A 20,962-nucleotide genomic window follows, 5' to 3' on the forward strand; every position below is an offset into this window, starting at 1 on the left:
GCATGGACAGAACCGAGAGCCTGCTGACAGCACCCGCCGATCCCGGCGTGCTGGGTCCGCCACCGCCGGCAATGCGCCCGGACCAGGAGCACCCACCGCCGGCGGCGCGCCGATCCCCGGCCTGGACCCGGCCCGCGCTGGTGGTCCTGCTGCTGGCCACCGGCCTGCTCTACCTCTGGGGGCTGGGCGCCTCCGGCTGGGCCAACTCGTTCTACGCGGCGGCCGTGCAGGCCGGCTCGGTGAGCTGGAAGGCCCTCTTCTACGGCTCGTCGGACGCGGCCAACTCGATCACCGTGGACAAGACGCCCGCGTCGTTGTGGCTGATGGCCCTGTCCGTACGCGTCTTCGGGCTGAACAGCTGGGCGATGCTCGTTCCGCAGGCGCTCTGCGGGGTCGCCTCGGTCGGCGTGCTCTACGCGACCGTCAAGCGCTGGTACGGGCCGGCGGCCGGCCTGATCGCCGGCGCGGTGCTCGCGGTCACCCCGGTGGCGACGCTGATGTTCCGGTTCAACAATCCCGACGCGCTGCTCGTCCTGCTGCTGGTCGCCGGGGCGTACGCGACGGTCCGGGCGGTGGAGTCGGCCAGCACCCGGTGGATCGTGCTGGTCGGCGTACTGGTCGGCTTCGGCTTCCTGACCAAGATGCTCCAGGCGTTCCTGGTGGTGCCGGTCTTCGCCGGGGTCTATCTGCTGGCGGCGCCGACCGGGTTGTGGCGGCGGGTCCGACAGTTGCTGCTGGCCGGCCTGGCGGTGGTGGTCTCCGCCGGCTGGTGGGTGGCGATCGTCGAGCTGGTCCCCGCCAGTGCACGGCCGTACATCGGCGGGTCGCAGGGGAACAGCATCCTGGAGCTCACCCTCGGCTACAACGGCCTCGGCCGGATAACCGGCGACGAGGTGGGCAGCGTCGGCGGCGGCGGGGGCCGCCCGGGTGGCGGTGGGGGCGGTCCGTTCGGTGGGCAGACCGGCCTGCTGCGGATGTTCGACGGCGAGATCGGCGGTCAGATCTCCTGGCTGCTGCCGGCCGCGCTGATCCTGCTGGTTGCCGGCCTGCTGGTTGCCGGCCGGGCGGCCCGTACCGACCGCACCCGGGCCGGGCTGCTGCTCTGGGGCGGCTGGCTGCTGGTCACCGGCCTGATCTTCAGCTTCATGTCCGGGATCTTCCACGCCTACTACACCGTGGCGCTCGCTCCGGCGGTCGGCGCGCTGGTCGGCATCGGCGTGACGCTGCTCTGGCGGCAGCGCCGCCCGCGGCCCGCCGGTACGCAGGAAACGCCTGACGGGACCCTTGCCGACCCGGAGGGCACCCGGTGGCAGCGGTGGCGTCCGCTGGCCGCCACGGCGACGCTCGCCGGCACGCTGGTGGTGACCGTCTGGTGGGCGTGGGTGCTGCTCGGACGCAGCCCCGACTGGTACCCGTGGCTGCGGACCACAGTGCTGATCGCCGGCTTGGCCGGGGCGGCACTGATCCTGCTGGTCAACCGGCTGCCCCGTCGGCTGGTGCCGGTGGTGCTGGGCCTGGGTGCGGCGGCGGCCCTCGCGGGGCCGGTGGCGTACGCGGTGCAGACCGCCGCCACGCCGCACACCGGATCGATCCCGACCGCCGGCCCGAACGTGGCGGGTGGCTTCGGCCGCGGCGGCTTCCCCGGCGGGCGACCGCCCGGCGGCATGGAACTGCCGGGCGGCGGCCAGATTCCCGCTCTCCCCGGCGACGGCCAGAACGGCGGTCAGGCTCAGGGCTTCCCTGGCGGTGGACAGAACGATGGTCAGGCTCAGGGCTTCCCCGGTGGCGGCCGAAACGGCGCTCAGACGCCCGGCTCTCCGGGCGGCGGGCAGGGTCGCTCGACCGGCGGCGGAATGGGCGGGCTGCTCGACACCCGCGAGCCCAGCGCCGAGCTGCGCGAGCTGCTGGAGCACGACAGCGACAACTACACGTGGGTGGCAGCCACCGTCGGCTCCAACAACGCCTCCGGCTACCAGTTGGCCACCGGCGACCCGGTGATGGCGATCGGCGGGTTCAACGGCAGCGACCCGTCGCCGACCCTCGCGCAGTTCCAGCGCTACGTCGCCGACGGCGAGATCCACTACTTCGTGGGCGACGGCGGTTTCCGGGCCAACGGTGGCAGCTCCGCCTCGCAGGAGATCGCCGCCTGGGTCACCGAGACCTTCACGGCCCAGACCGTGGACGGCGTCACCGTCTACGACCTGAGCACAGAGAAGGAAGCGGCATGACCGCGCTCGGCAAACCCCGGGCCGCCGTACAGACCGGGCCGACCACCATCGGCGCGGTGCTGGACGTGGTGATCCCGGTCTACAACGAGGAGACCGATCTCGGGCCGTGCGTACGGCGGCTGCACGCGCACCTGAGCGAGCACTTCCCGTACGCGTTCCAGATCACCATCGCCGACAACGCCAGCGTGGACGGCACCCTCGGGGTTGCCGAGGCGCTCGCCGGCGAGCTGCCCGGCGTCGAGGTGCTGCACCTGGACGCCAAGGGGCGGGGGCGGGCACTGTCCGCCGCCTGGTCCGCCTCGTCCGCGCCGGTGCTGGCGTACATGGACGTGGACCTCTCCACCGACCTGGCGGCGCTGCTGCCGCTGGTCGCGCCGCTCATCTCCGGCCACTCCGACCTGGCGATCGGCACCCGGCTGGCGCGTACCTCCCGGGTGGTGCGCGGGACCAAGCGGGAGGTCATCTCGCGGGCCTACAACCTGCTGCTGCGCGGGGCGCTGGCGGCCCGGTTCTCCGACGCCCAGTGCGGGTTCAAGGCGATCCGCGCGGACGTGGCCGGCGGGCTGCTTCCACTGGTCAAGGACACCGGCTGGTTCTTCGACACCGAGCTGCTGGTGCTCGCCCAGCGGGCCGGGCTGCGGATCCACGAGGTTCCGGTGGACTGGGTCGACGACCCGGACAGCCGCGTCGACATCGTCGCCACCGCGCTGGCCGACCTGCGCGGGATGGGTCGGCTGGGCCGGGCGCTGCTGACCGGCGCGCTGCCGTTGACCGAGCTGCGCGCGCAGGTGGGCCGGGCGCCGCTGGCCAGGCCACCGGCGCAGGTGCCGGTCGGGCTGCCCCGGCAGTTGGTCCGGTTCGCCGCGGTCGGGGTGGCCAGCACCCTGGCGTACCTGCTGCTCTTCGTGGCCACCCGCGGTGCGCTCGGCGCGCAGCCGGCGAACCTGCTGGCGCTGCTGGTGACGGCGGTGGCGAACACGGCCGCGAACCGGCGGCTGACGTTCGGCATCAGCGGGCGACGGCACGCCGGCCGGCACCACGTGCAGGGGTTGCTGGCCTTCGCACTCGGTCTGGCGCTGACCAGCGGGTCGTTGGCTGTGCTGCACGCGGTCGACGGCGCACCCACCCGGCTGGTGGAGCTGGCCGTGCTGGTGGCCGCGAACCTGGCCGCCACCGTGCTGCGCTTCGTGCTGCTGCGCCTCGGCATGCATCACCGGCGGAACTGACCCCGTCAGCTGCGGGCCGTGCCCAGCACCTCCGCGAGGACCTCGACGACGCGTCGCGTGTGACGCCCGTCGGGGTCCTCGTCCGGCGCGGGGTAGGTCACCGCCGGACGCATCCCTGTGGCCCGCCTGGGAGTCCGCCGATGTGGCCGATACGGCGTCGGCGATCGGCGTACGGTGACAGACAAGTCCGGCTTTCTGGGTCAAAAGCCTCACCGCTGTATGCCCGGGACGCCGGTGTCGAGACGGGCGAGGGGAAGGAGCGGTCGGTGATCCATCTGGCCTACCTGGACGCGGGATCCGGCAGCCTGATCGTGCAGGCGGTCGTGGGCGGGGTGGCCGGCGCCGCGGTCGCCGCCAAGCTCTACTGGCGGCGGCTGGTCGACCGGTTCCGTCGCCAGCCCACCGACCAGCAGTGAGCCGGCCCGTCCCGGCGATGACGACCTCACCCCCCGGGGTACGGGCCGAGCCGGCCTCCTTCCGCGACCCGGCCAACCGCGTCTTCCACCTCGGAGACGACGTGCTGCGCGGGCTGGACGCGCAGGCCGCCGAGCACTGGCGGGCGCTGACGGCCAGCGCGTTCTTCCCCACGCTGGTGGCCGCGGGCAAGGTCTGCCCCACCGAGGACGCACCGTCGGCGCTGGTGCCCGCAGCGGTCGGGGCACCGTGGGCGGCGGTGCTGCGCCACGAACGCATCCCGTTCGTCTCCCACCCGTACGAGTGGTCCTTCACCATGCTGCGCGACGCCGCGCTGCTGCACCTGGAGATCCTGCGCGATGCGCTCGCCGACGGCTTCACCACCAAGGACGGCTCGGCCTACAACCTGCAGTGGCGTGGCGCCGACCCGGTCTTCATCGACATCGGGTCCTTCGAGCCGGTGCGTGACGGCGAGCCGTGGGCCGGGTACCGGCAGTTCTGCCAGACCGTGCTCTACCCGCTGCTGCTCACCGCCCACCTGGGGGTCGACTTCCAGCCGTTGCTGCGCGCCCGGGTCGACGGCATCGAGGCCGACCAGCTCCGTCCGCTCTTCGGTGGGGCGCGTCGGCTGCGTCCGGGCGTACTGACCCACCTGCACCTGCACGGCGCGATGCAGCAGCGGCACGCCGAGGCCAGCACCAGCGACGTACGAGCCCAACTGCGGGCCGCCGGCTACTCCCGGGAGCTGCTACTGGCCACCGTGCGCGGCATCGAGAAACTGGTCCGCCGGCTGGACCGGCGTCCGCCGGCCAGCCACTGGGCCGACTACCAGCGCACCTGCGGCTACTCGGCGCGGGACCGGGCGGCCAAGGAACAGTTCGTGGCCGCCGCGCTGACCGCCGGCGTCCGCCCCCGCCTGGTGCTCGACCTCGGCGCCAACGACGGCCGGTACGCCCGGATCGCGGCCGAGCACGCCGACTACGTCGTCGCCGTCGAGCAGGACCCGGCCGTTGTCGACGACCTGTACCGGGCGCTGCGGGCCGAGGGGCAGCGGCGGATCCTGCCGCTGGTGCTGGACCTGGCCGACCCGTCACCCGGAGGCGGATGGCGAGGTGCCGAGCGCGCCGGCTTCGCCGAGCGGGCGTCCGCCGACGCGGTGCTCGCCCTGGCCGTGGTGCACCACCTGGCGATCGGGCGCAACGTGCCGCTGCCGGAGGTGGTCGACTGGCTGGTGGGGCTGACCGCGCCGGGTGGTGCGGTGGTGGTGGAGTTCGTCCACCCGGAGGACCCGATGGCCCTCCGGCTGCTGGCCAACAAGCCCGACGGCCTCTTTCCGAACTACCGGCGGGACGCCTTCGAGCGACTGCTCGCGGCCAGTGGCCGGATCGCCGACCGGTTGGAGCTGCCCTCGGGCACCCGCACGCTCTACCGGACGGTGATGGGTGGCTGAACCAGCACCCGCACCCCCGCCAGCACAGCCGGGCACTCCGGCCGCGGAACCGGTCACCGGGCGGTGGGACCGCGGTTGGCGCGGTGAGCTGGGCCGGCTGCTGGAGGTGGTGGCACTGGTCGGGTTGGTGGTCACCCAGCCACTGCTGGACGTACTCGGCCGCAGCCCCGACTTCTTCCTCTTCCACCGCGCCGACCCGAGCCAGATCCTGCTGCTGACGGCCCTGGTAGCGGTGGCACCCACCGTGCCGGTGGCGCTGCTCGGCACGCTCAGCCGGGCGGCCGGCCGGACCGTCCGCGCGCTCACCCACACCGGGCTGGTCGGCCTGCTGCTGGCCGCGCTGGCCGTGCAGGTGGGCCGGCACGCGACACCGCTGCGGGGCGTACCCCTGCTGCTGGTCGCCGGGCTGGCCGGCGCGGCCGGCGCGGCCGCGCACCGGCGGTGGCGCGCACCGGGCCGGGTGCTGCGACTGGCCGCCGCCGGCCCGGTGGCCTTCGTGGCACTCTTCCTGCTCGTCTCACCCACCTCGGCGGTGGTGCTGCCGCGCGGCGACGGCGGCGCGGCCGGCACCGCCCAGGGCCCGGGCGGGCACCCTCCGGTGGTCATGCTGATCCTCGACGAGCTGCCACTGGTCAGCCTGCTCGGCGCGGACGGTCGGATCGACGCGGCCCGGTTCCCGCACTTCGCCGAGCTGGCCGGGGCGTCGACGTGGTACCGCAACGCCACCGGCGTCAGCGGCTGGACGCCCAACGCGCTGCCGGCGATGCTCACCGGCCGTTACCCGGCGCGGTCGGTCGCGCCGCACTACTCGCAGTACCCGGACAACCTCTTCACCGCCTTCGGCGGCCTGTACGACATCCACGCCCAGGAGAGCATCACCCGGCTCTGCCCGCCCAGCCGATGCGAGCAGCCGGTCAGCCCGGAACAAGGGCTCGGCGTACTGGTCCGGGAGACCGGCAAGCTGCTCGGCCAGGTCGCCGGGCCGACACCCACCCGCGTCGACCCGGAGGACTCCTACCGGGAGCAGACCCGGGCCGAGGCCGGCCTGGACGCCGCCGAGCCCGTGCCGGCCGACCCGAAGTTCCGCTGGGACAGCCTGGACGACAACCAGCCGGCCCGGTTCACCAGCTTCCTGGCCGGGCTGAAGCCGGAGCCCCGGCCCGCCCTGCACTTCCTGCACCTGCTGATGCCGCACTCGCCGTGGGCGTACCTGCCGTCCGGAGTGCGTTACGACGCCCCCGAGGACCTGCCCAACGATGGCACCGGCTGGGTCGAGCTGGCCCGGCAGCGCCACCTCGCCCAGCTCGGCTACACCGACCGGCTGATCGGCGAGACGCTGCGTACGCTGCGCGCCAGCGGCCTCTACGACCAGGCCCTCGTCGTGGTCACCGCCGACCACGGGGTGAGCTTCCGCGCGGGCGCCCAGGGTCGGGGCATGGACGCGATCAAGGCCGCCGCCGGCGAGGTGGCGTGGGTGCCGATGTTCGTCAAGGAGCCCGGGCAGCAGGCCGGCCGGGTGGACGACCGCAACTGGGAGCACGTCGACCTGCTGCCGACCGTGGCCGACCAGGCCGGTATCCGGCTGCCCTGGCGGGTCGACGGACGCTCCGCCCGGCAGGCCCCGCGCACCGACGGCACGAAGCACTTCTACGACCGCCCCGGCGAACCGGTCACCTTCCCCGCCGGGGTGCCCGCCCCGCCGCCGCTGCCGGCGCCGCACCCGTTGGTGGGCACCGAGGTCCGCGCCGGCCCGGCCGGCGGCAGCGCCACCGTGGCCGACCTCGCCGCGTTCCGGGCCACGGACCCGGACACCGGCACCCTCCCGGCGCTGGTCTGGGGGGACGTGCCGGACCGGATCCCGGACGGCACCCTGCTGGCGGTGGCCGTCAACGGCCGGATCGGCGCGGTCGTACCGGTGGTGCCGACCGATCCCGGCGGACGCCGATTCGCCGCGCTGCTCACCGACGACCAGCTGTTCCGGGCCGGCACCAACCAGCTCGACGTCTACCAGATCGCGACGGACGGTACGCTCCGACGCCTTGCCCTGTCGTGAAGCTGCTCCGCCAGGTCCCGCCACGGCGGGAGGGAGGGTTTCCCGGCTGCCCGGTCGGGAATCGGGTGACGCATACCTCACCGGCGAACCACGGCGGGCAGTGTCCCCCAAGCCGCAATTACGGTAGAAGCGAAGGCAATTCAACGTAGATCTGCCGGCGAAGCGAGGAACCACATGACGGAAGTCAAGCTCGATCACCCCGGTGGGCAGCTGTCGATGCCGGTGCATCCCGCGGTCGAGGGCCCCGCCGGTGTCGGGGTTAGCAAGCTGCTGAAAGAAACCGGAATGACCACGTACGACCCCGGTTTCGTGAACACCGCGGCTGCCTCATCCGCGATCACCTACATCGACGGCGACGCGGGGATCCTGCGTTACCGGGGATACCCGATCGAGCAGCTGGCCGAGAAGTCCTCCTTCCTGGAGGTCTCCTACCTGCTCATCTACGGTGAGCTGCCGACCGAGCAGCAGCTGGCCGAGTTCACCGAGTGGATTCGGCGGCACTCGCTGCTGCACGAGGAGATGCGCCGCTTCTTCGACGGCTTTCCCCGGGACGCCCACCCGATGGCCGTGCTCTCCTCGGCCGTGAGCGCCCTCTCGACCTTCTACCAGGACAGCCTGGACCCGTTCGACTCCGAGCACGTGGAGATCTCCACGGTCCGGCTGATGGCGAAGGTGCCCACCATCGCCTCGTACGCCTACAAGAAGTCCATCGGGCAGCCGCTGCTGTACCCGGACAACTCGCTGGGGTACGTCGACAACCTGCTGCGGATGACCTTCGGCGTGCCGGCCGAGCCGTACGAGGTCGACCCGGTGATGTCGAAGGTGCTGGACATGCTCTTCGTCCTGCACGCCGACCACGAGCAGAACTGCTCCACCTCGACCGTCCGGCTGGTCGGCTCCAGCAACGCCAACCTGTTCGCCTCGGTCTCCGCCGGCGTGAACGCGCTGTTCGGCCCGCTGCACGGCGGCGCCAACCAGGCCGTGCTGGAGATGCTCCAGCAGATCCACGCCGGCGATGACGACGTCCGGTCCTTCGTCCGCAAGGTCAAGGACAAGGAGGATGGCGTCAAGCTGATGGGCTTCGGCCACCGGGTCTACAAGAACTACGACCCGCGGGCGGCGATCGTCAAGAAGGCCGCGCAGGACGTGCTGGGCCGGATGGCCAAGCCGGACCCGCTGCTGGACATCGCCATGGAGCTGGAGGAGATCGCGCTCGCCGACGACTTCTTCGTCTCCCGCCGGCTCTACCCGAACGTGGACTTCTACACCGGCCTGATCTACAAGGCCATGGGCTTCCCGACGAAGATGTTCACCGTGCTCTTCGCCCTCGGCCGGCTCCCCGGCTGGATCGCCCAGTGGCGCGAGATGATCAACGACCCGGAGACCAAGATCGGCCGTCCGCGGCAGATCTACGTCGGCTCCGCCGAGCGGGACTACGTCCCCTTCGCCGAGCGCTGACCCCGACGCATCACCGTCAGGCCGTCGACCCACCGGGTCGGCGGCCTGCCGCCTTCCCAACCGCCAGTTCCCGCCTGCCGTCTGCCGCCTGTCCTGCCGCCGCCGCCTGCCGCCGCCTGCCGCCGCCTGCCGCCGCCTGCCGCCGCCTGCCGCCGCCTGCCGCCGCCTGCCGCCGCCGCGTGCCGCCGCCGCCTGCCGCCGCCGCGTGCCGCCGCCGCCTGCCGCCGCCGCCTGCCGCCAGCCCCGAGCGCAGCCGTCCCGGCCGGCAGCCTTGGCCGCAGCCGTCCCGGCCGGCAGCGTCTTGCGCATCCACCCGCCCTGGCCAGCCGCCCTGGCCAGCCGCCCCGGCCAGCCGCCCTGGCCAGCCGCCCCGGCCAGCCGTCCCGGCGGCAGCCCCGAGCACATCCGCCCCCGCCAGCCGCCCCGGCCAGGCGCCCTGCCCCGGTCCGCTCCTGTCGAGCTGCCCCAAATATGGGGCGGGTGGGCGCGGTCCGACCGCCACGCCGGGTCGAGCAGCTTGATCGACTCCGTTTCGCCGACATCGCGGCTTCCGGGCGCCGGGATAGCCCGATGTCGGCGAAACGGAGTCGATCAAGAGTCTGTGCCGGTCCTTCGTGGGCTTTCCGGCCGATCCGCATTCCGTTCGGGCCTCCGGATGCTTCACCCCGCCCCATTTCTGGGGCAGCTCGACAGGGCCTACAGGGCCTATGGGGCCTGCCTATGGGGCCTGCCTGAGGGGCCTGCCTATGGGGCCTGCCTATGGGGCCTGCCTGTGGGCCTGTCTGTGGGCCTATGAGGCCGGGGCCGGGGAAGCTCCCGGCGCAACCCCGTGAGGCGTGGGTGGCGCGGGCTGCAGGGACCATGCCGGCTTTCGTGGCGGCCGTTGAGGTGTTGGGCGCGTCAGAAGGCGGAGACGTCCTGCCCTCGCTCGCTGCGGCTCAGCGCGCTGATCACCGCGGACTGGCCGTGACGGCGCACGGCCAAGCGCACCAGCAGGTCGCGCACGGGATCGAAGACATCCGCCGGAAAGGCCGGCGTGGGCACGCCGACGCTCACCGCGAGGTCGTCGGTGTGGACCACGATCTCCAGTTGGCGCGTGAGCAGGAAGTCGCTGCGCCGCAGGGCCCAGCCCTGCCACGGGATCGGCACGACGTCGCGGGCGGCCCCTCGTGCGAGCAGGTCGCCCACCTCTTCCAGCGCGAGGACGGAGCGGGCGTGCAGGTCCCCTGGGCCCCGCGTCGCTTCGGCTTCGTCCAGGCTTGCGGCCACCGAGTCCTCGTCCGGGGGCCCCGCGGTCACCCAGGCGGCCCGCTCGTAGTGGTCGTCGGCTGACTCGAGGAGCGGCAGGTCGGTCGAGGTCGGCAGCAGTTCCGCCGCCCGGACCGCCTGACGTCCCAGGTGGCACGCCAGAGCTCCCACGGACAGGTGTGGCAGTGCGCTCGGGCTCGACCACTGGTCGGACACCTCGGAGCGTCGGATCAGGTCCAGCGCGATCGAGGCGGCAACCGGGAAGGCGGAATCCAGGGCGTCGACAAGACGAGGCATGCCCGCATTCTGACAGGCCCGGCAGTCCGGTACTGACCTCGAACGCCCCGCGCCGGAGCGCCGACATCGAGGCATCCCGGTGCTGGGATACCCCGATGTCGGCGAAACGGAGTCGATCAGCGAGCAGCACCGGGCCGCGGGTAGCGACCGGGACGACGATCAGCGCGATGGTGGCAACAGCGGCGATGACAGCGGCGGCAAGGGCCGGCGGTCAGCGCAGGCCGGCGGTGGCGAGCAGGTTGCCGGTGGAGAGGGCGGGCAGGGCGCGGCCCTGGGACATGCGTTGCTCGGCGCGCTGGGCGGTGAAGGCGGCGTCGTTGGCGATGGCGTCGGCGTAGCTGGCGGCGGTGCGTTGGGCGATAGCCGACCAGCCGTACTGGTCGTGCACCATCCGGCGGGCGCGGCGGGCCAGGGCGCGGGCCCGGTCGCGGTCCGACAGCAGCGCGTCGACGGCATCGGCGAGCCCGTCGGGGTCGTGCGGTTGGAAGGTCATCCCGGTCACGCCCGGCTCGACGATCTCCGCGAGGCCACCGGTGGCGGCGACCGCCAGCGGCGCGCCAGCGGCGGCGCCCTCCAGGGCCACCATGCCGAACGGCTCGTAGATGCTCGGCACCGCGAAGCAGTCGGAGGCGGCCATCAGCGCCGGCAGGTCGGTGCCACCGAGGAAGCCCGGCATGGCGACCATGCCGCCCAGGCCGCGGCGGTGCACCTCGGACTCCAGCTCCGCGCGGTACGGGCCGTCGCCGGCGATCACCACGCGCAGCCCTGGGTGCCGCTCACGCAGGCGCGGCAGGCCGGCGATCAGGTGCTGTACGCCCTTCTCGTAGACCAGCCGGCCGGCGAAGGTGACCAGCGGGCCGTCCCCGGCGAACCGGGTTCGGGCGGCGGTCACCTCGCGCGCCGGCACCTTCCAGCGGTGCGGCTCCACACCGTTGGCCACCACGTCGACCCGGTCGGCCGGCACCCCGAACAGGGCGTTCACCTCGTCGCGCATGTACCCGGAGCAGACGATCACGCGGCCGGACTCGGTGCTGAGCCAGTGCTCGACGCCGTGGATGGTGCGGTTCATCTCCTCCGGCAGCCAGCCCTGGTGCCGACCGGCCTCGGTGGCGTGGATGGTGCTCACCAGCGGGATGTCCAGGTGGTCGCGCAACGTCATCGCGGTGTGGGCGACGAGCCAGTCGTGGGCGTGGATGACGTCGTACGAACCGGCCTCGGTGGCACGCAGGGCGGTGCGGGTGAGGGTGTGGTTGAACGCCATGGTCCAGGCCAGGAGGGAGCTGGTATCGAGGGGGAAGGTGACGGGGTCTTCGGAAGCGCGCAGGATGCGGACGCCGTCGGCGTACTCCTCCAGGGGTGCGCCGTCGGCGTGGCGGGTGACGACGGTGACCTCGTGGCCGGCGGCGGCCAGGGCCACCGACAGCGCGTGCACGTGTCGGCCGAGGCCGCCGACGAGCACCGGCGGGTACTCCCACGAGAGCATCAGGATGCGACGGGTCTGCGGCGGGACCCCCGGCCCGGCCTGTGCCGGGAGTTGAGGGCGGGAGGTCAGGGTGGGCCGGTGGATCCGGTCCGAGGTGTTAGCGAGCTGCTCGCCGACCCGCAGGGTCGTCACATCAATCTCCGTCCATACATGGTGGTACGCGCCGGCGTCAGTGGCGGCGAAGCGGGAGGTGGTGGGGTGGCCGAGGGGCCGAGTGAGGTACGCGCGGGAGCGTCCCCAGACAAGCAAAGGCCATCGAGCGCCGTAACGCACCTCGAGAGGGGACAAGGTGACGGAAGACACCTGAGGGCTTGGCGTGCACCAGACAGGTGGATTCCGGGCATCCCCTGAAAGGATGGATTGGCGCGTCGGAGTGCCGGGCATTACCGGCGTGCGCACTGCGGCCCACGCCGGTGCGCTCGTGGCGCGGGCGCGCACATGACCACGGTCTGAAGGAGCGACATGCAGGTCTGGCCGGGCGAGCGGTACCCCCTGGGCGCCACCTACAACGGGATGGGCACCAACTTCGCCATCTTCTCTGAGGTGGCCGAGCGGGTCGAGCTGTGCCTGTTCGACGAGTGGGACACCGGCGCCGAGCGGCGGGTCGAGCTGCGTGAGGTGGACGCTTACGTCTGGCACGCGTACCTGCCGGGCATCGAGCCGGGGCAGCGCTACGGCTACCGGGTCCACGGGCGGTACGACCCGGCGAACGGGCTGCGCTGCAACCCGCACAAGCTGCTGCTCGACCCGTACGCCAAGGCGGTCGACGGTGACGTGACGTGGGACCCGGCGGTCTACGACTACGACCTGGAGCACCCGGAGCGGATGTCCGAGACCGACTCGGCGCCGTTCATGCCGAAGTCGGTGGTGGTCAACCCGTACTTCGACTGGGGCAACGACAGGCCGCCGCGTACCCCGTACCACCACTCGGTGATCTACGAGGCGCACGTACGCGGGCTGACCATGCGGCACCCGGACATCCCGGAGGAGTTGCGCGGCACGTACGCCGGCATCGCCTCCCCGCCGATGATCGAGTACCTGACCCGGCTCGGCGTGACCGCCATCGAGTTGATGCCGGTGCACCAGTTCATCCACGACCACCGGCTGGTCGACCTCGGGCTGCGCAACTACTGGGGTTACAACACCATCGGCTTCTTCGCCCCGCACCACGGCTACTCCGCGCTGGGCCGGCTCGGCCAGCAGGTGCAGGAGTTCCGCGGCATGGTCAAGGCGCTGCACGCGGCCGGCATCGAGGTCATCCTCGACGTGGTCTACAACCACACCGCCGAGGGCAACCACCTCGGCCCGACGCTGAGTTTCAAGGGCGTGGACGCCCCCAGCTACTACCGGCTCAGCGAGGAGGACCGCCGGTACTTCGTCGACTACACCGGCACCGGCAACAGCCTCAACGTGCGCAGCCCGCACTCCCTTCAACTGATCATGGATTCGCTGCGCTACTGGGTGCAGGAGATGCACGTCGACGGCTTCCGCTTCGACCTGGCCGCCACCCTGGCCCGCGAGTTCTACGAGGTCGACCGGCTCTCCACCTTCTTCGAGGTGGTCCAGCAGGACCCGGTGGTCAGCCAGGTCAAGCTGATCGCCGAGCCGTGGGATGTCGGCCCCGGCGGCTACCAGGTGGGCAACTTCCCGCCGGTGTGGACCGAGTGGAACGGCAAGTACCGCGACACCGTGCGGGACTTCTGGCGCGGTGAGCCGGCCACCTTGGCCGAGTTCGCGTCCCGGATCTCCGGCTCCGCCGACCTCTACCAGGACGACGGGCGCCGGCCGTTCCACAGCATCAACTTCGTCACCTGCCACGACGGGTTCACGCTCAACGACCTGGTGTCGTACAACGACAAGCACAACGAGGCCAACGGTGAGGACAACCGGGACGGCGAGAGCCACAACCGGTCGTGGAACTCCGGCGTCGAGGGTGACACCGACGACGAGGCGGTGCTCGCCCTGCGCGCCAAGCAGCGGCGCAACTTCCTGGCCACCCTGATGCTCTCCCAGGGCGTACCGATGATCGGCCACGGCGACGAACTGGGCCGCACCCAGCGCGGCAACAACAACGCCTACTGCCAGGACAGCGAGCTGGCCTGGGTCGACTGGGACAACGCCGACTCCCAGCTGCTGGAGTTCGTCCGGACGCTGACCGCGTTCCGGGCCCGGCACCAGGTGTTCCGCCGCCGCCGGTTCTTCACCGGCCTGCCGGTCGGCGGGCGCGAGGTCGACGGGCCGCTGCCCGACCTGGCCTGGTACACCCCGGACGGGCGGGAGATGACCGGCGAGGACTGGGGCAACGACTTCGGGCGCTCGGTGGCGCTCTTCGTCAACGGCGAGGGCATCCGGGAGCGTGGCCAGTACGGCCAGCGTCATCACGACGCCTCGTTCCTGCTCTGCTTCAACGCCCACGACGCACCGCTGGACTTCACCCTGCCCAGCAGCGAGTACGGCCAGAAGTGGGAGCGGGTCATCAGCACCGCCGAACCCGAACCGGACGACGTCACGGTGATCAGCGCGGGCGGCACCATCCGGGTGCCGGACCGTTCCCTGGTGGTGTTGGAGAGGACGATCTGAGATGGCGGTGCCCCCTCACCCCGAGCAGAGGAAGACGACAGCCACCTACCGAGTGCAGATCCGTCCCGGCTTCGACCTGGACGCCACCGCCGGGATCCTCGACTACCTCGCCGACCTCGGCGTCAGCCACCTCTACAGCGCCCCGCTGCTGACGGCCACCCCGGGCTCCGCGCACGGCTACGACGTGGTCGACCCCCGGGCGGTCAACCCGGAGCTGGGCGGTGAAGCCGGTCGGCAGCGGCTGCTGCGCGCGCTGCGCGACAAGAAGCTCGGCCTGGTCGTGGACATCGTGCCCAACCACGCCGGGGTGGCCGTACCGCCGGCCAACCCCGCCTGGTGGGACGTGCTGCGTCGGGGCCGCGCCTCGGCGTACGCCGACTGGTTCGACATCGACTGGGACCGGGGCCGGCTGCTGCTGCCGGTGCTGGCCGACGACCCGGCCGCCCTGGACGACCTCAAGCTGGTCGACTCCGAGCTGCGCTACCACGAGCACCGGTTCCCGGTGGCCGACGGCAGCGGCGACGGCAGCGCGCGTGAGGTGCACGATCGGCAGCACTACGAGCTGGTCTCCTGGCGGCGCGGTGATGCCGAGCTGACGTACCGCCGGTTCTTCGCCGTTTCCGGCCTGGCCGGGCTGCGGGTGGAGGACCCGGCGGTGTTCGCCGCCACCCACGAGCTGATCCTGCGCTGGGCCGCCGACGGGGAGGTCGACGGCATCCGCGTCGACCACCCCGACGGGCTGCGCGACCCGGGCGGCTACCTGACCCGGCTGCGGGAGGCCGCGCCGGAGGCCTGGCTGATCGTGGAGAAGATCCTGGAGTACGGCGAGGAGCTGCCGGACTGGCCGGTGGACGGCACCACCGGCTACGACGCTCTCGCCGCGGTCAACGGGCTCTTCGTCGACCCCGACGCCGAGGGCGACTTCACGGTGCTGGACACCCGCCTCGCCGGCCGGCACACCTCGTGGGAGAACCTCACCCACGACACCAAGCTGGCCGCCGCCACCCGGCTGCTCGCCGCCGAGCTGACCCGGCTGGCCGCGCTCGCCCCCGAGGTGCCAAGCGAGCAGGCGCAGGCCGCGCTCGCCGAGTTGGCCGCCGCGTTCCCGGTCTACCGGGGCTACCCGCCGAACGGCGCCCGGCACCTCGCCGCCGCCCGCTCCGAGGCCGGCCGGCGCCGCCCCGACCTGACCACCGCCCTGGACGCGGTCACCCGCCGACTGCGCGACCCCGACGACGAGCTGGCGCAGCGCTTCCCCCAGTTGACCGGCGCGGTGATGGCCAAGGGCGTGGAGGACACCGCGTTCTACCGGTGGACCCGGTTCATGGCGCTCAACGAGGTCGGCGGCACCCCCGCCCACTTCGGGGTGCCGCCGGCGGAGTTCCACCGCTTCGCCACCGCCCGGCAGGTCCGCTGGCCGGCCAGCATGAACACCGTCTCCACCCACGACACGAAGCGCAGCGAGGACGTCCGCGCCCGGATGGCCGTGCTCAGCGAGCTGCCGGGCCGCTGGGGCGAGCAGGTCACCGCGTGGATGGAGTGCGCGCCGCTGCCCGACCCGGCCTTCGCCCACCTGCTCTGGCAGACCGCCGTCGGCGCCTGGCCGATCGAACGGGAGCGGCTGCACGCGTACGCGGAGAAGGCCGCCCGGGAGGCGGCGACCTCGACCAGTTGGGCCGACCCCGACCCGGTCTTCGAGCGGGCGATGCACGGCGTGGTCGACGCCATGTACGACGACCCGAGCCTGCACGACGAGCTGACCGAACTCGCGGCGGCGATCACCCCGGCCGGCTGGTGCAACTCGCTGGGGCAGAAGCTGGTGCAGCTCGCCATGCCCGGGGTGCCGGACACGTACCAGGGCACCGAGCTGTGGGACAACTCGCTCGTCGACCCCGACAACCGCCGCCCGGTCGACTTCGACGTACGCCGAGAGATGCTGGCGCGTCTGGACGGCGGCTGGCGTCCCCCGATCGACACCGACGGCGCCGCGAAGCTGCTGGTGGTGTCGCGGACCCTGCGGCTGCGGCGGGCGCACCCGGAGCTGTTCACCGGCTACCGGCCGGTGCCGGCGCACGGGCCGGCGGGGCGGCACGTGGTGGCCTTCGACCGGGGTGGCGCGATCGCCGTGGCGACCCGCCTGCCGCTGGGCCTGGCGCGGGCCGGTGGGTGGTGCGACACATTCCTGTCGCTTCCCGTTAACGAGGTGAAGGACCTGTTCACCGGCCGGGTCTACAGTGGCGGAGAGACCTCCCTGGCCGATCTGCTGGCCGACTATCCCGTCGCACTGCTGGCTCCTCCCACCGATTCCGCGGAGGCTGCGCGATGACCGAATTCACCGTGTGGGCGCCGGACGCCACCCGGGTCCGCCTGCGCCTGGCCGGCGCCGCCGACCACGAGATGCGCGCCGCCGCCAACGGCTGGTGGCGAGTCGAGGTGCCGGACGCCGGCCTCGACTACTCCTTTCTGCTGAACGACGACGAAACCCCGCTGCCCGACCCCCGGTCGCCGTGGCAGCCTGCGGGAGTGCACGGGCCCAGCCGACGGTACGACCACGCCGCCTTCGAGTGGACCGACAGCTCGTGGACCGGGCGGCAACTGCCGGGCAGCATCCTCTACGAGCTGCACGTCGGCACCTTCACCCCGGAGGGCACCTTCGACGCGGCTATCGACCGCCTCGACCACCTCGTCTCGCTCGGCGTCGACCTGATCGAACTGCTCCCGGTCAACGCCTTCAACGGCGAACACAACTGGGGGTACGACGGCGTCTGCTGGTACGCCCCGCACCAGCCCTACGGCGGCCCGGACGGCCTGAAACGCCTCGTCGACGCCGCCCACGCCAAGGGGCTGGGGGTGATCCTCGACGTCGTCTACAACCATTTCGGGCCCTCCGGGGCCTACGCGCCGCGGTTCGGGCCCTACCTCGCCGAGCAGAGCAACAGTTGGGGCCGCTCGGTCAACCTGGACGGCCCGCACTCCGACGAGGTACGCCGCTACATCATCGACAGCGTGCTGATGTGGCTGCGCGACTACCACGTCGACGGCCTGCGCCTGGACGCCGTACACGCCCTGCCCGACACGCGAGCGGTTCCGCTGCTCGAAGAGCTGGCCATCGAGGTCGAAGCGCTCTCCACCCACCTGGGCCGTCCGCTGTCACTGATCGCCGAATCTGACCTCAACGATCCACGGCTGATCACCCCTCGGGAGGCGGGCGGCTTTGGGCTGCACGCCCAGTGGAACGACGACGCGCACCACGCGCTGCACACATTGCTGACGGGGGAGCGGCAGGGCTACTACGGGGACTTCGGCTCGCTGGAGACCCTGTCGGACGTGCTGACCGGCGGGTTCTTCCACGCCGGCACCTGGTCCAGCTTCCGTAACCGGCACCACGGGCGGCCTCTGGATCCGCGCGTTCCTGGGCATCGGTTGGTGGCTTACCTGCAGAACCACGACCAGATCGGCAACCGGGCTACTGGTGACCGGATCTCGGCTTCGCTGTCGCCCTCTCTCTTGCGCGTGGGGGCTGTGCTGCTGTTGACCGCGCCGTTCACGCCGATGCTGTTCATGGGGGAGGAGTGGGCGGCTTCTACGCCGTGGCAGTTCTTCACGTCGCATCCGGAGCCGGAGTTGGCTACCGCGGTGGCTCTGGGGCGGCGGCGGGAGTTTGCCTCGCATGGGTGGGCTGAGGGGGACGTGCCCGATCCGCAGGATCCGCAGACGTTTGTGCGGTCGCGGTTGGACTGGGCGGAGCTGGACAAGCCTGAGCATCGGGAGATGTTGTCGTTCTATCAGCGGTTGATCGCTCTGCGTCGGAGCCTGCCGGACCTGTCTGATCCTCGGCTGCACGCCGTTTCTGTGCAGCATGGGGATCAGTTCCTGCTGATGCGGCGGGGGGAGACGCTCGTGGTGGCGAACCTGGCTGGACGGGGGCAGGGGATCTCGTTGCCTGGGGTGGCGCGACGGGTGCTGTTGGCGACGGGGGAGGGGGTCACGGTGATGCGGGACCGGATCCAGCTGCCAGCGGAGACGGCGGCGATCGTGGCGCTTTGAAGAGGTAAGTACATGGCAGGTACTCGGACCCGACTGGGGACAACTGCGGCTTGAGTTTGGCGACGGAATTCCACCCGGTATCGGGCTGGCATGCGAACTTGCCAACGACAGCGCCTCGATGAATCTCTGCGCTTGAGGATGAAGCCGAGAGTCAGTCGTATCTCTAGCCGGACGCTCTGCCGACGCAGCGAGCGATACAGTCAGCCAGTCTGACGTCATTGACATCTGCCCACGCTGCGAGTCGTCCCGACCGACCTCTGGCAGTGGCTCTTGGAGTAGGCCACCCGGAGGGTCGGCGTCCTATCAGTTGGCGGGGGACGAGCACTGTGGTCAATGGATGGCGGCGACTGCCGGGCCGCTCAGCGCACGCCTCGTCGTGCCGAGGACTGCCGCGCCCGTGAGCGCTACGGCCACTGTGACAATGATCGCGTACGCGATGGGTGTGGCGTCCGGCCAAATGCGGTCCGCTCGGGCGGCGCCGAACGGCAGGATCGTGAAGAGCGCCGCCGTCGAGCCTGACAGCACTCCCGTGACCGTCACCAACAGGCCCTCCAGGGTGACCATCGCGATCAGCTGGCCCCGCGTCGAGCCGGCCAGCCGCTGCTGGGCGAACTCGCGCCGCCGGTGCATCGTTGCCGCGATCAGGGTGTTGACCAGCATGATTGCCACGAAGACCGTGATCATGCCGACGACCACGTAGTTCAGCGTCTGGATGTCCTGTGCATAGTCCGGCTGGGCGGCGCCCGCCGACGCCTTGTCCTCGATGTCCTGCATGTAAACCGTGCCGGTCGCGATGCCGGTGAACAGCACCACCGGCATCACCGCGCCCGCCAGCTGCCGGGTGCGCTGGCTCACCCCGAGGACTGCCAACTCCCCGGCGACGCCGCCGAGCGCCCGTACGGGTGTGCCCAGCACCGCCGTGACCAGCCGCAGCAGCTCTGGGGCGAACAGGGCCAGCCCGATCGCCGCCCAGATACCCGCCTGGCCCGCCGTCGCCATCGCGTCGATGCCCTTGCCGTCCATCAGCGTCGCGGTCAGCACCGAACAGTTCGCGCCGACCAGCAGGAAAACCACCCCGCCGATCCGTCGGACCCGCGGCCGCGCCGCCTTGGTACCGGTCGGCCGCGACGTACGCCGAGCAGCTGCGACGCCTGCGACGATCGAGCCGAGCAGCGTGACGCCGAAGCCCGCACCGAGCGCGATCGGCCCGAAAACGTACCCCACCGACTCCCCGACCTGGCCGGTGTTCTGCATCAGCGTGAGCAGCACGCGGCCGAGGTACAGCCCCGCCGGCACGGCCACCACCGACGCCACCAGGGCGACCGCCGCAGCCTCTCCCACGATCATGCGGCGAAGCTGCGGCCCGGTCGCGCCGATCCGGCGCAGCAGGGTCACCTGCTCGGCACGCTGACGCACCGCGAGACTCAGGGTCGAGGTGACCGCGAAGGCAACGATGATCAGGCACCAGCCGCCGCCGACACCGGCCGTGGTGCTCAGGGATTCACCGCTTGCCGCGTCCGCGGTCGCGGCGGTATCGAGCAGCGACGCGAACGCCATCAGCAGCGTCGCGCCCAGGAACGCGGACAGGAAGGTGGCCACAAAACCACCGGGGCGGTGCCGCAGGTTGCGCAGCGCGACGGCGATCATGCCACGGCCCCGATCCGGCCGGGCGTGTGCTCGGCGACCAGGTCGCCCAGGTGGGCCAGACGCTCGGCGACGGCATCCGCGGTGGGCGCACTCAGTGCACCGGCCAGGCGGCCGTCGGCGAGGAAGACCACCGAGTCCGCGTACGCGGCCGCGACCGGGTCGTGGGTCACCATCACCACCGTACGGCCGCGCTCGTGCACCACCGCGCGCAGCAGGGTGAGAACCTCCCGGGCGCTGCGCATGTCCAGCGCGCCGGTCGGCTCGTCGGCGAAGATCACGGCCGGCTCGGTGACCAGGGCCCGGGCCACGGCGACCCGCTGGCGCTGCCCGCCGGAGAGCTGCTCCGGCCGGTCGTGCAGACGCTCGCCGAGGCCCAGTTGCTCCAGCACGGCGCGGCAGCGCTCGCGGTCGGCGCGACGGCCGGCCAGCCGCAGCGGCAGGACGACGTTCTGCTCGACGGTCAACGCCGGCAGCAGGTTGTAGTCCTGGAAGACGAAACCGACCCGGCGGCGGCGGAACTTCGTCATCGCGGTGTCCTTCGTGGCCGTCAGTTCGGCGCCGTCGATGAACACCCGGCCGGCGGTGGGCCGGTCGAGGCCGGCAGCGCACTGCAGCAGGGTGCTCTTGCCGGAACCGGACGGCCCCATCACCGCGGTGAAGGTGCCGGTGGCGAAGGTGGCCGTGACGCCGTCGAGCGCGGTGACGGTGTCATCGTAGGTCTTGTAAAGCGATTCGAGTCGGACTGCGTGAGTCATGATCCATGCCTCTCCCGTGGCTGCTCCGTACACCGTACAAATGCACTATGGATCGAGGCAGTAGTGCTAACCCCCG

Annotated in this window: 13 protein-coding genes; 9 read left to right on the forward strand and 4 right to left on the reverse strand. The window is 72.0% G+C overall.

The annotated features are described in order from the left end of the window. Nucleotides 1-2: 2 nt before the first annotated feature. The 6 genes from ACFY29_RS28165 to ACFY29_RS28190 all read left to right on the forward strand — a co-directional run bounded on the left by ACFY29_RS28165 (nucleotide 3) and on the right by ACFY29_RS28190 (nucleotide 8,829). A complete protein-coding gene (locus tag ACFY29_RS28165; RefSeq protein ID WP_386991051.1) occupies nucleotides 3-2,228 on the forward strand; it encodes an ArnT family glycosyltransferase in 2,226 nt (741 codons plus the stop codon). Next, nucleotides 2,225-3,454 carry a glycosyltransferase gene (locus ACFY29_RS28170; RefSeq protein ID WP_386991053.1) on the forward strand — a complete coding sequence of 410 codons (1,230 nt, stop codon included), beginning with the start codon at nucleotides 2,225-2,227 and terminating at the stop codon, nucleotides 3,452-3,454. Before ACFY29_RS28165 ends, ACFY29_RS28170 begins: the two co-directional genes overlap by 4 nt. 266 nt (nucleotides 3,455-3,720) lie before the next feature. Then, nucleotides 3,721-3,870, forward strand: a complete 150-nt coding sequence (locus ACFY29_RS28175; RefSeq protein ID WP_328417142.1) for a hypothetical protein — start codon at nucleotides 3,721-3,723, stop codon at nucleotides 3,868-3,870. Between the two features lie 17 nt (nucleotides 3,871-3,887). Beyond that, nucleotides 3,888-5,318, forward strand: coding sequence for a class I SAM-dependent methyltransferase (locus ACFY29_RS28180; RefSeq protein ID WP_386991055.1), 1,431 nt, complete (start codon nucleotides 3,888-3,890; stop codon nucleotides 5,316-5,318). Then, entirely contained in the window at nucleotides 5,311-7,371 is a 2,061-nt protein-coding gene (locus tag ACFY29_RS28185) for a sulfatase-like hydrolase/transferase (RefSeq protein ID WP_386991057.1), read from the forward strand. The genes ACFY29_RS28180 and ACFY29_RS28185 overlap by 8 nt, the downstream gene beginning before the upstream one ends. A 174-nt stretch (nucleotides 7,372-7,545) precedes the next feature. Continuing rightward, nucleotides 7,546-8,829: a citrate synthase gene (locus tag ACFY29_RS28190; protein ID WP_328417136.1), complete on the forward strand. Its 1,284-nt coding sequence runs from the start codon at nucleotides 7,546-7,548 to the stop codon at nucleotides 8,827-8,829. A 900-nt stretch (nucleotides 8,830-9,729) separates the two neighbouring features. Here the strand turns inward: ACFY29_RS28190 and ACFY29_RS28195 are convergent. Continuing rightward, nucleotides 9,730-10,374: a maleylpyruvate isomerase N-terminal domain-containing protein gene (locus ACFY29_RS28195; RefSeq protein WP_386991059.1), complete on the reverse strand. Its 645-nt coding sequence runs from the start codon at nucleotides 10,372-10,374 to the stop codon at nucleotides 9,730-9,732. 211 nt (nucleotides 10,375-10,585) lie between these two features. Next, nucleotides 10,586-11,989: a glycosyltransferase family 4 protein gene (locus tag ACFY29_RS28200; RefSeq protein ID WP_386991061.1), complete on the reverse strand. Its 1,404-nt coding sequence runs from the start codon at nucleotides 11,987-11,989 to the stop codon at nucleotides 10,586-10,588. Nucleotides 11,990-12,319: 330 nt separating this feature from the next. Between ACFY29_RS28200 and glgX the strand changes: the two genes are divergently transcribed. From glgX to treZ, 3 genes are read left to right on the forward strand one after another with little or no spacing between them, the layout of a single operon-like run. Further along, nucleotides 12,320-14,437: a glycogen debranching protein GlgX gene (gene glgX / locus ACFY29_RS28205; RefSeq protein ID WP_386991063.1), complete on the forward strand. Its 2,118-nt coding sequence runs from the start codon at nucleotides 12,320-12,322 to the stop codon at nucleotides 14,435-14,437. Between the two features lies 1 nt (nucleotide 14,438). Next, complete coding sequence (gene treY / locus ACFY29_RS28210; RefSeq protein WP_386991065.1) at nucleotides 14,439-16,763, forward strand: malto-oligosyltrehalose synthase; 2,325 nt, start codon at nucleotides 14,439-14,441, stop codon at nucleotides 16,761-16,763. Next, nucleotides 16,760-18,484, forward strand: coding sequence for a malto-oligosyltrehalose trehalohydrolase (treZ, locus tag ACFY29_RS28215; RefSeq protein ID WP_386991067.1), 1,725 nt, complete (start codon nucleotides 16,760-16,762; stop codon nucleotides 18,482-18,484). The genes treY and treZ overlap by 4 nt, the downstream gene beginning before the upstream one ends. A 330-nt stretch (nucleotides 18,485-18,814) precedes the next feature. On the opposite strand, the gene ACFY29_RS28220 is transcribed toward treZ, so the two are convergent. Together ACFY29_RS28220 and ACFY29_RS28225 are read right to left on the reverse strand one after the other, a co-directional pair. After that, nucleotides 18,815-20,131, reverse strand: a complete 1,317-nt coding sequence (locus ACFY29_RS28220) for an FtsX-like permease family protein (RefSeq protein ID WP_386991069.1) — start codon at nucleotides 20,129-20,131, stop codon at nucleotides 18,815-18,817. After that, nucleotides 20,128-20,886, reverse strand: coding sequence for an ABC transporter ATP-binding protein (locus tag ACFY29_RS28225; RefSeq protein WP_386991071.1), 759 nt, complete (start codon nucleotides 20,884-20,886; stop codon nucleotides 20,128-20,130). Before ACFY29_RS28225 ends, ACFY29_RS28220 begins: the two co-directional genes overlap by 4 nt. Between the last annotated feature and the right edge of the window lie 76 nt (nucleotides 20,887-20,962).

The organism is Micromonospora sp. NPDC000668, assembly GCF_042897975.1.
In the GTDB taxonomy this organism is placed as follows: domain Bacteria; phylum Actinomycetota; class Actinomycetes; order Mycobacteriales; family Micromonosporaceae; genus Micromonospora.

Bases quoted from the DNA above. Each gene is read 5' to 3' on its own strand.
- ACFY29_RS28165 (WP_386991051.1), top strand. From the start codon at position 3: ATGGACAGAACCGAGAGCCTGCTGACAGCACCCGCCGATCCCGGCGTG.
- ACFY29_RS28170 (WP_386991053.1), top strand. From the start codon at position 2,225: ATGACCGCGCTCGGCAAACCCCGGGCCGCCGTACAGACCGGGCCGACC.
- ACFY29_RS28180 (WP_386991055.1), top strand. From the start codon at position 3,888: ATGACGACCTCACCCCCCGGGGTACGGGCCGAGCCGGCCTCCTTCCGC.
- ACFY29_RS28190 (WP_328417136.1), top strand. From the start codon at position 7,546: ATGACGGAAGTCAAGCTCGATCACCCCGGTGGGCAGCTGTCGATGCCG.
- ACFY29_RS28195 (WP_386991059.1), bottom strand. From the start codon at position 10,374: ATGCCTCGTCTTGTCGACGCCCTGGATTCCGCCTTCCCGGTTGCCGCC.
- glgX (WP_386991063.1), top strand. From the start codon at position 12,320: ATGCAGGTCTGGCCGGGCGAGCGGTACCCCCTGGGCGCCACCTACAAC.
- treY (WP_386991065.1), top strand. From the start codon at position 14,439: ATGGCGGTGCCCCCTCACCCCGAGCAGAGGAAGACGACAGCCACCTAC.
- treZ (WP_386991067.1), top strand. From the start codon at position 16,760: ATGACCGAATTCACCGTGTGGGCGCCGGACGCCACCCGGGTCCGCCTG.
- ACFY29_RS28220 (WP_386991069.1), bottom strand. From the start codon at position 20,131: ATGATCGCCGTCGCGCTGCGCAACCTGCGGCACCGCCCCGGTGGTTTT.
- ACFY29_RS28225 (WP_386991071.1), bottom strand. From the start codon at position 20,886: ATGACTCACGCAGTCCGACTCGAATCGCTTTACAAGACCTACGATGAC.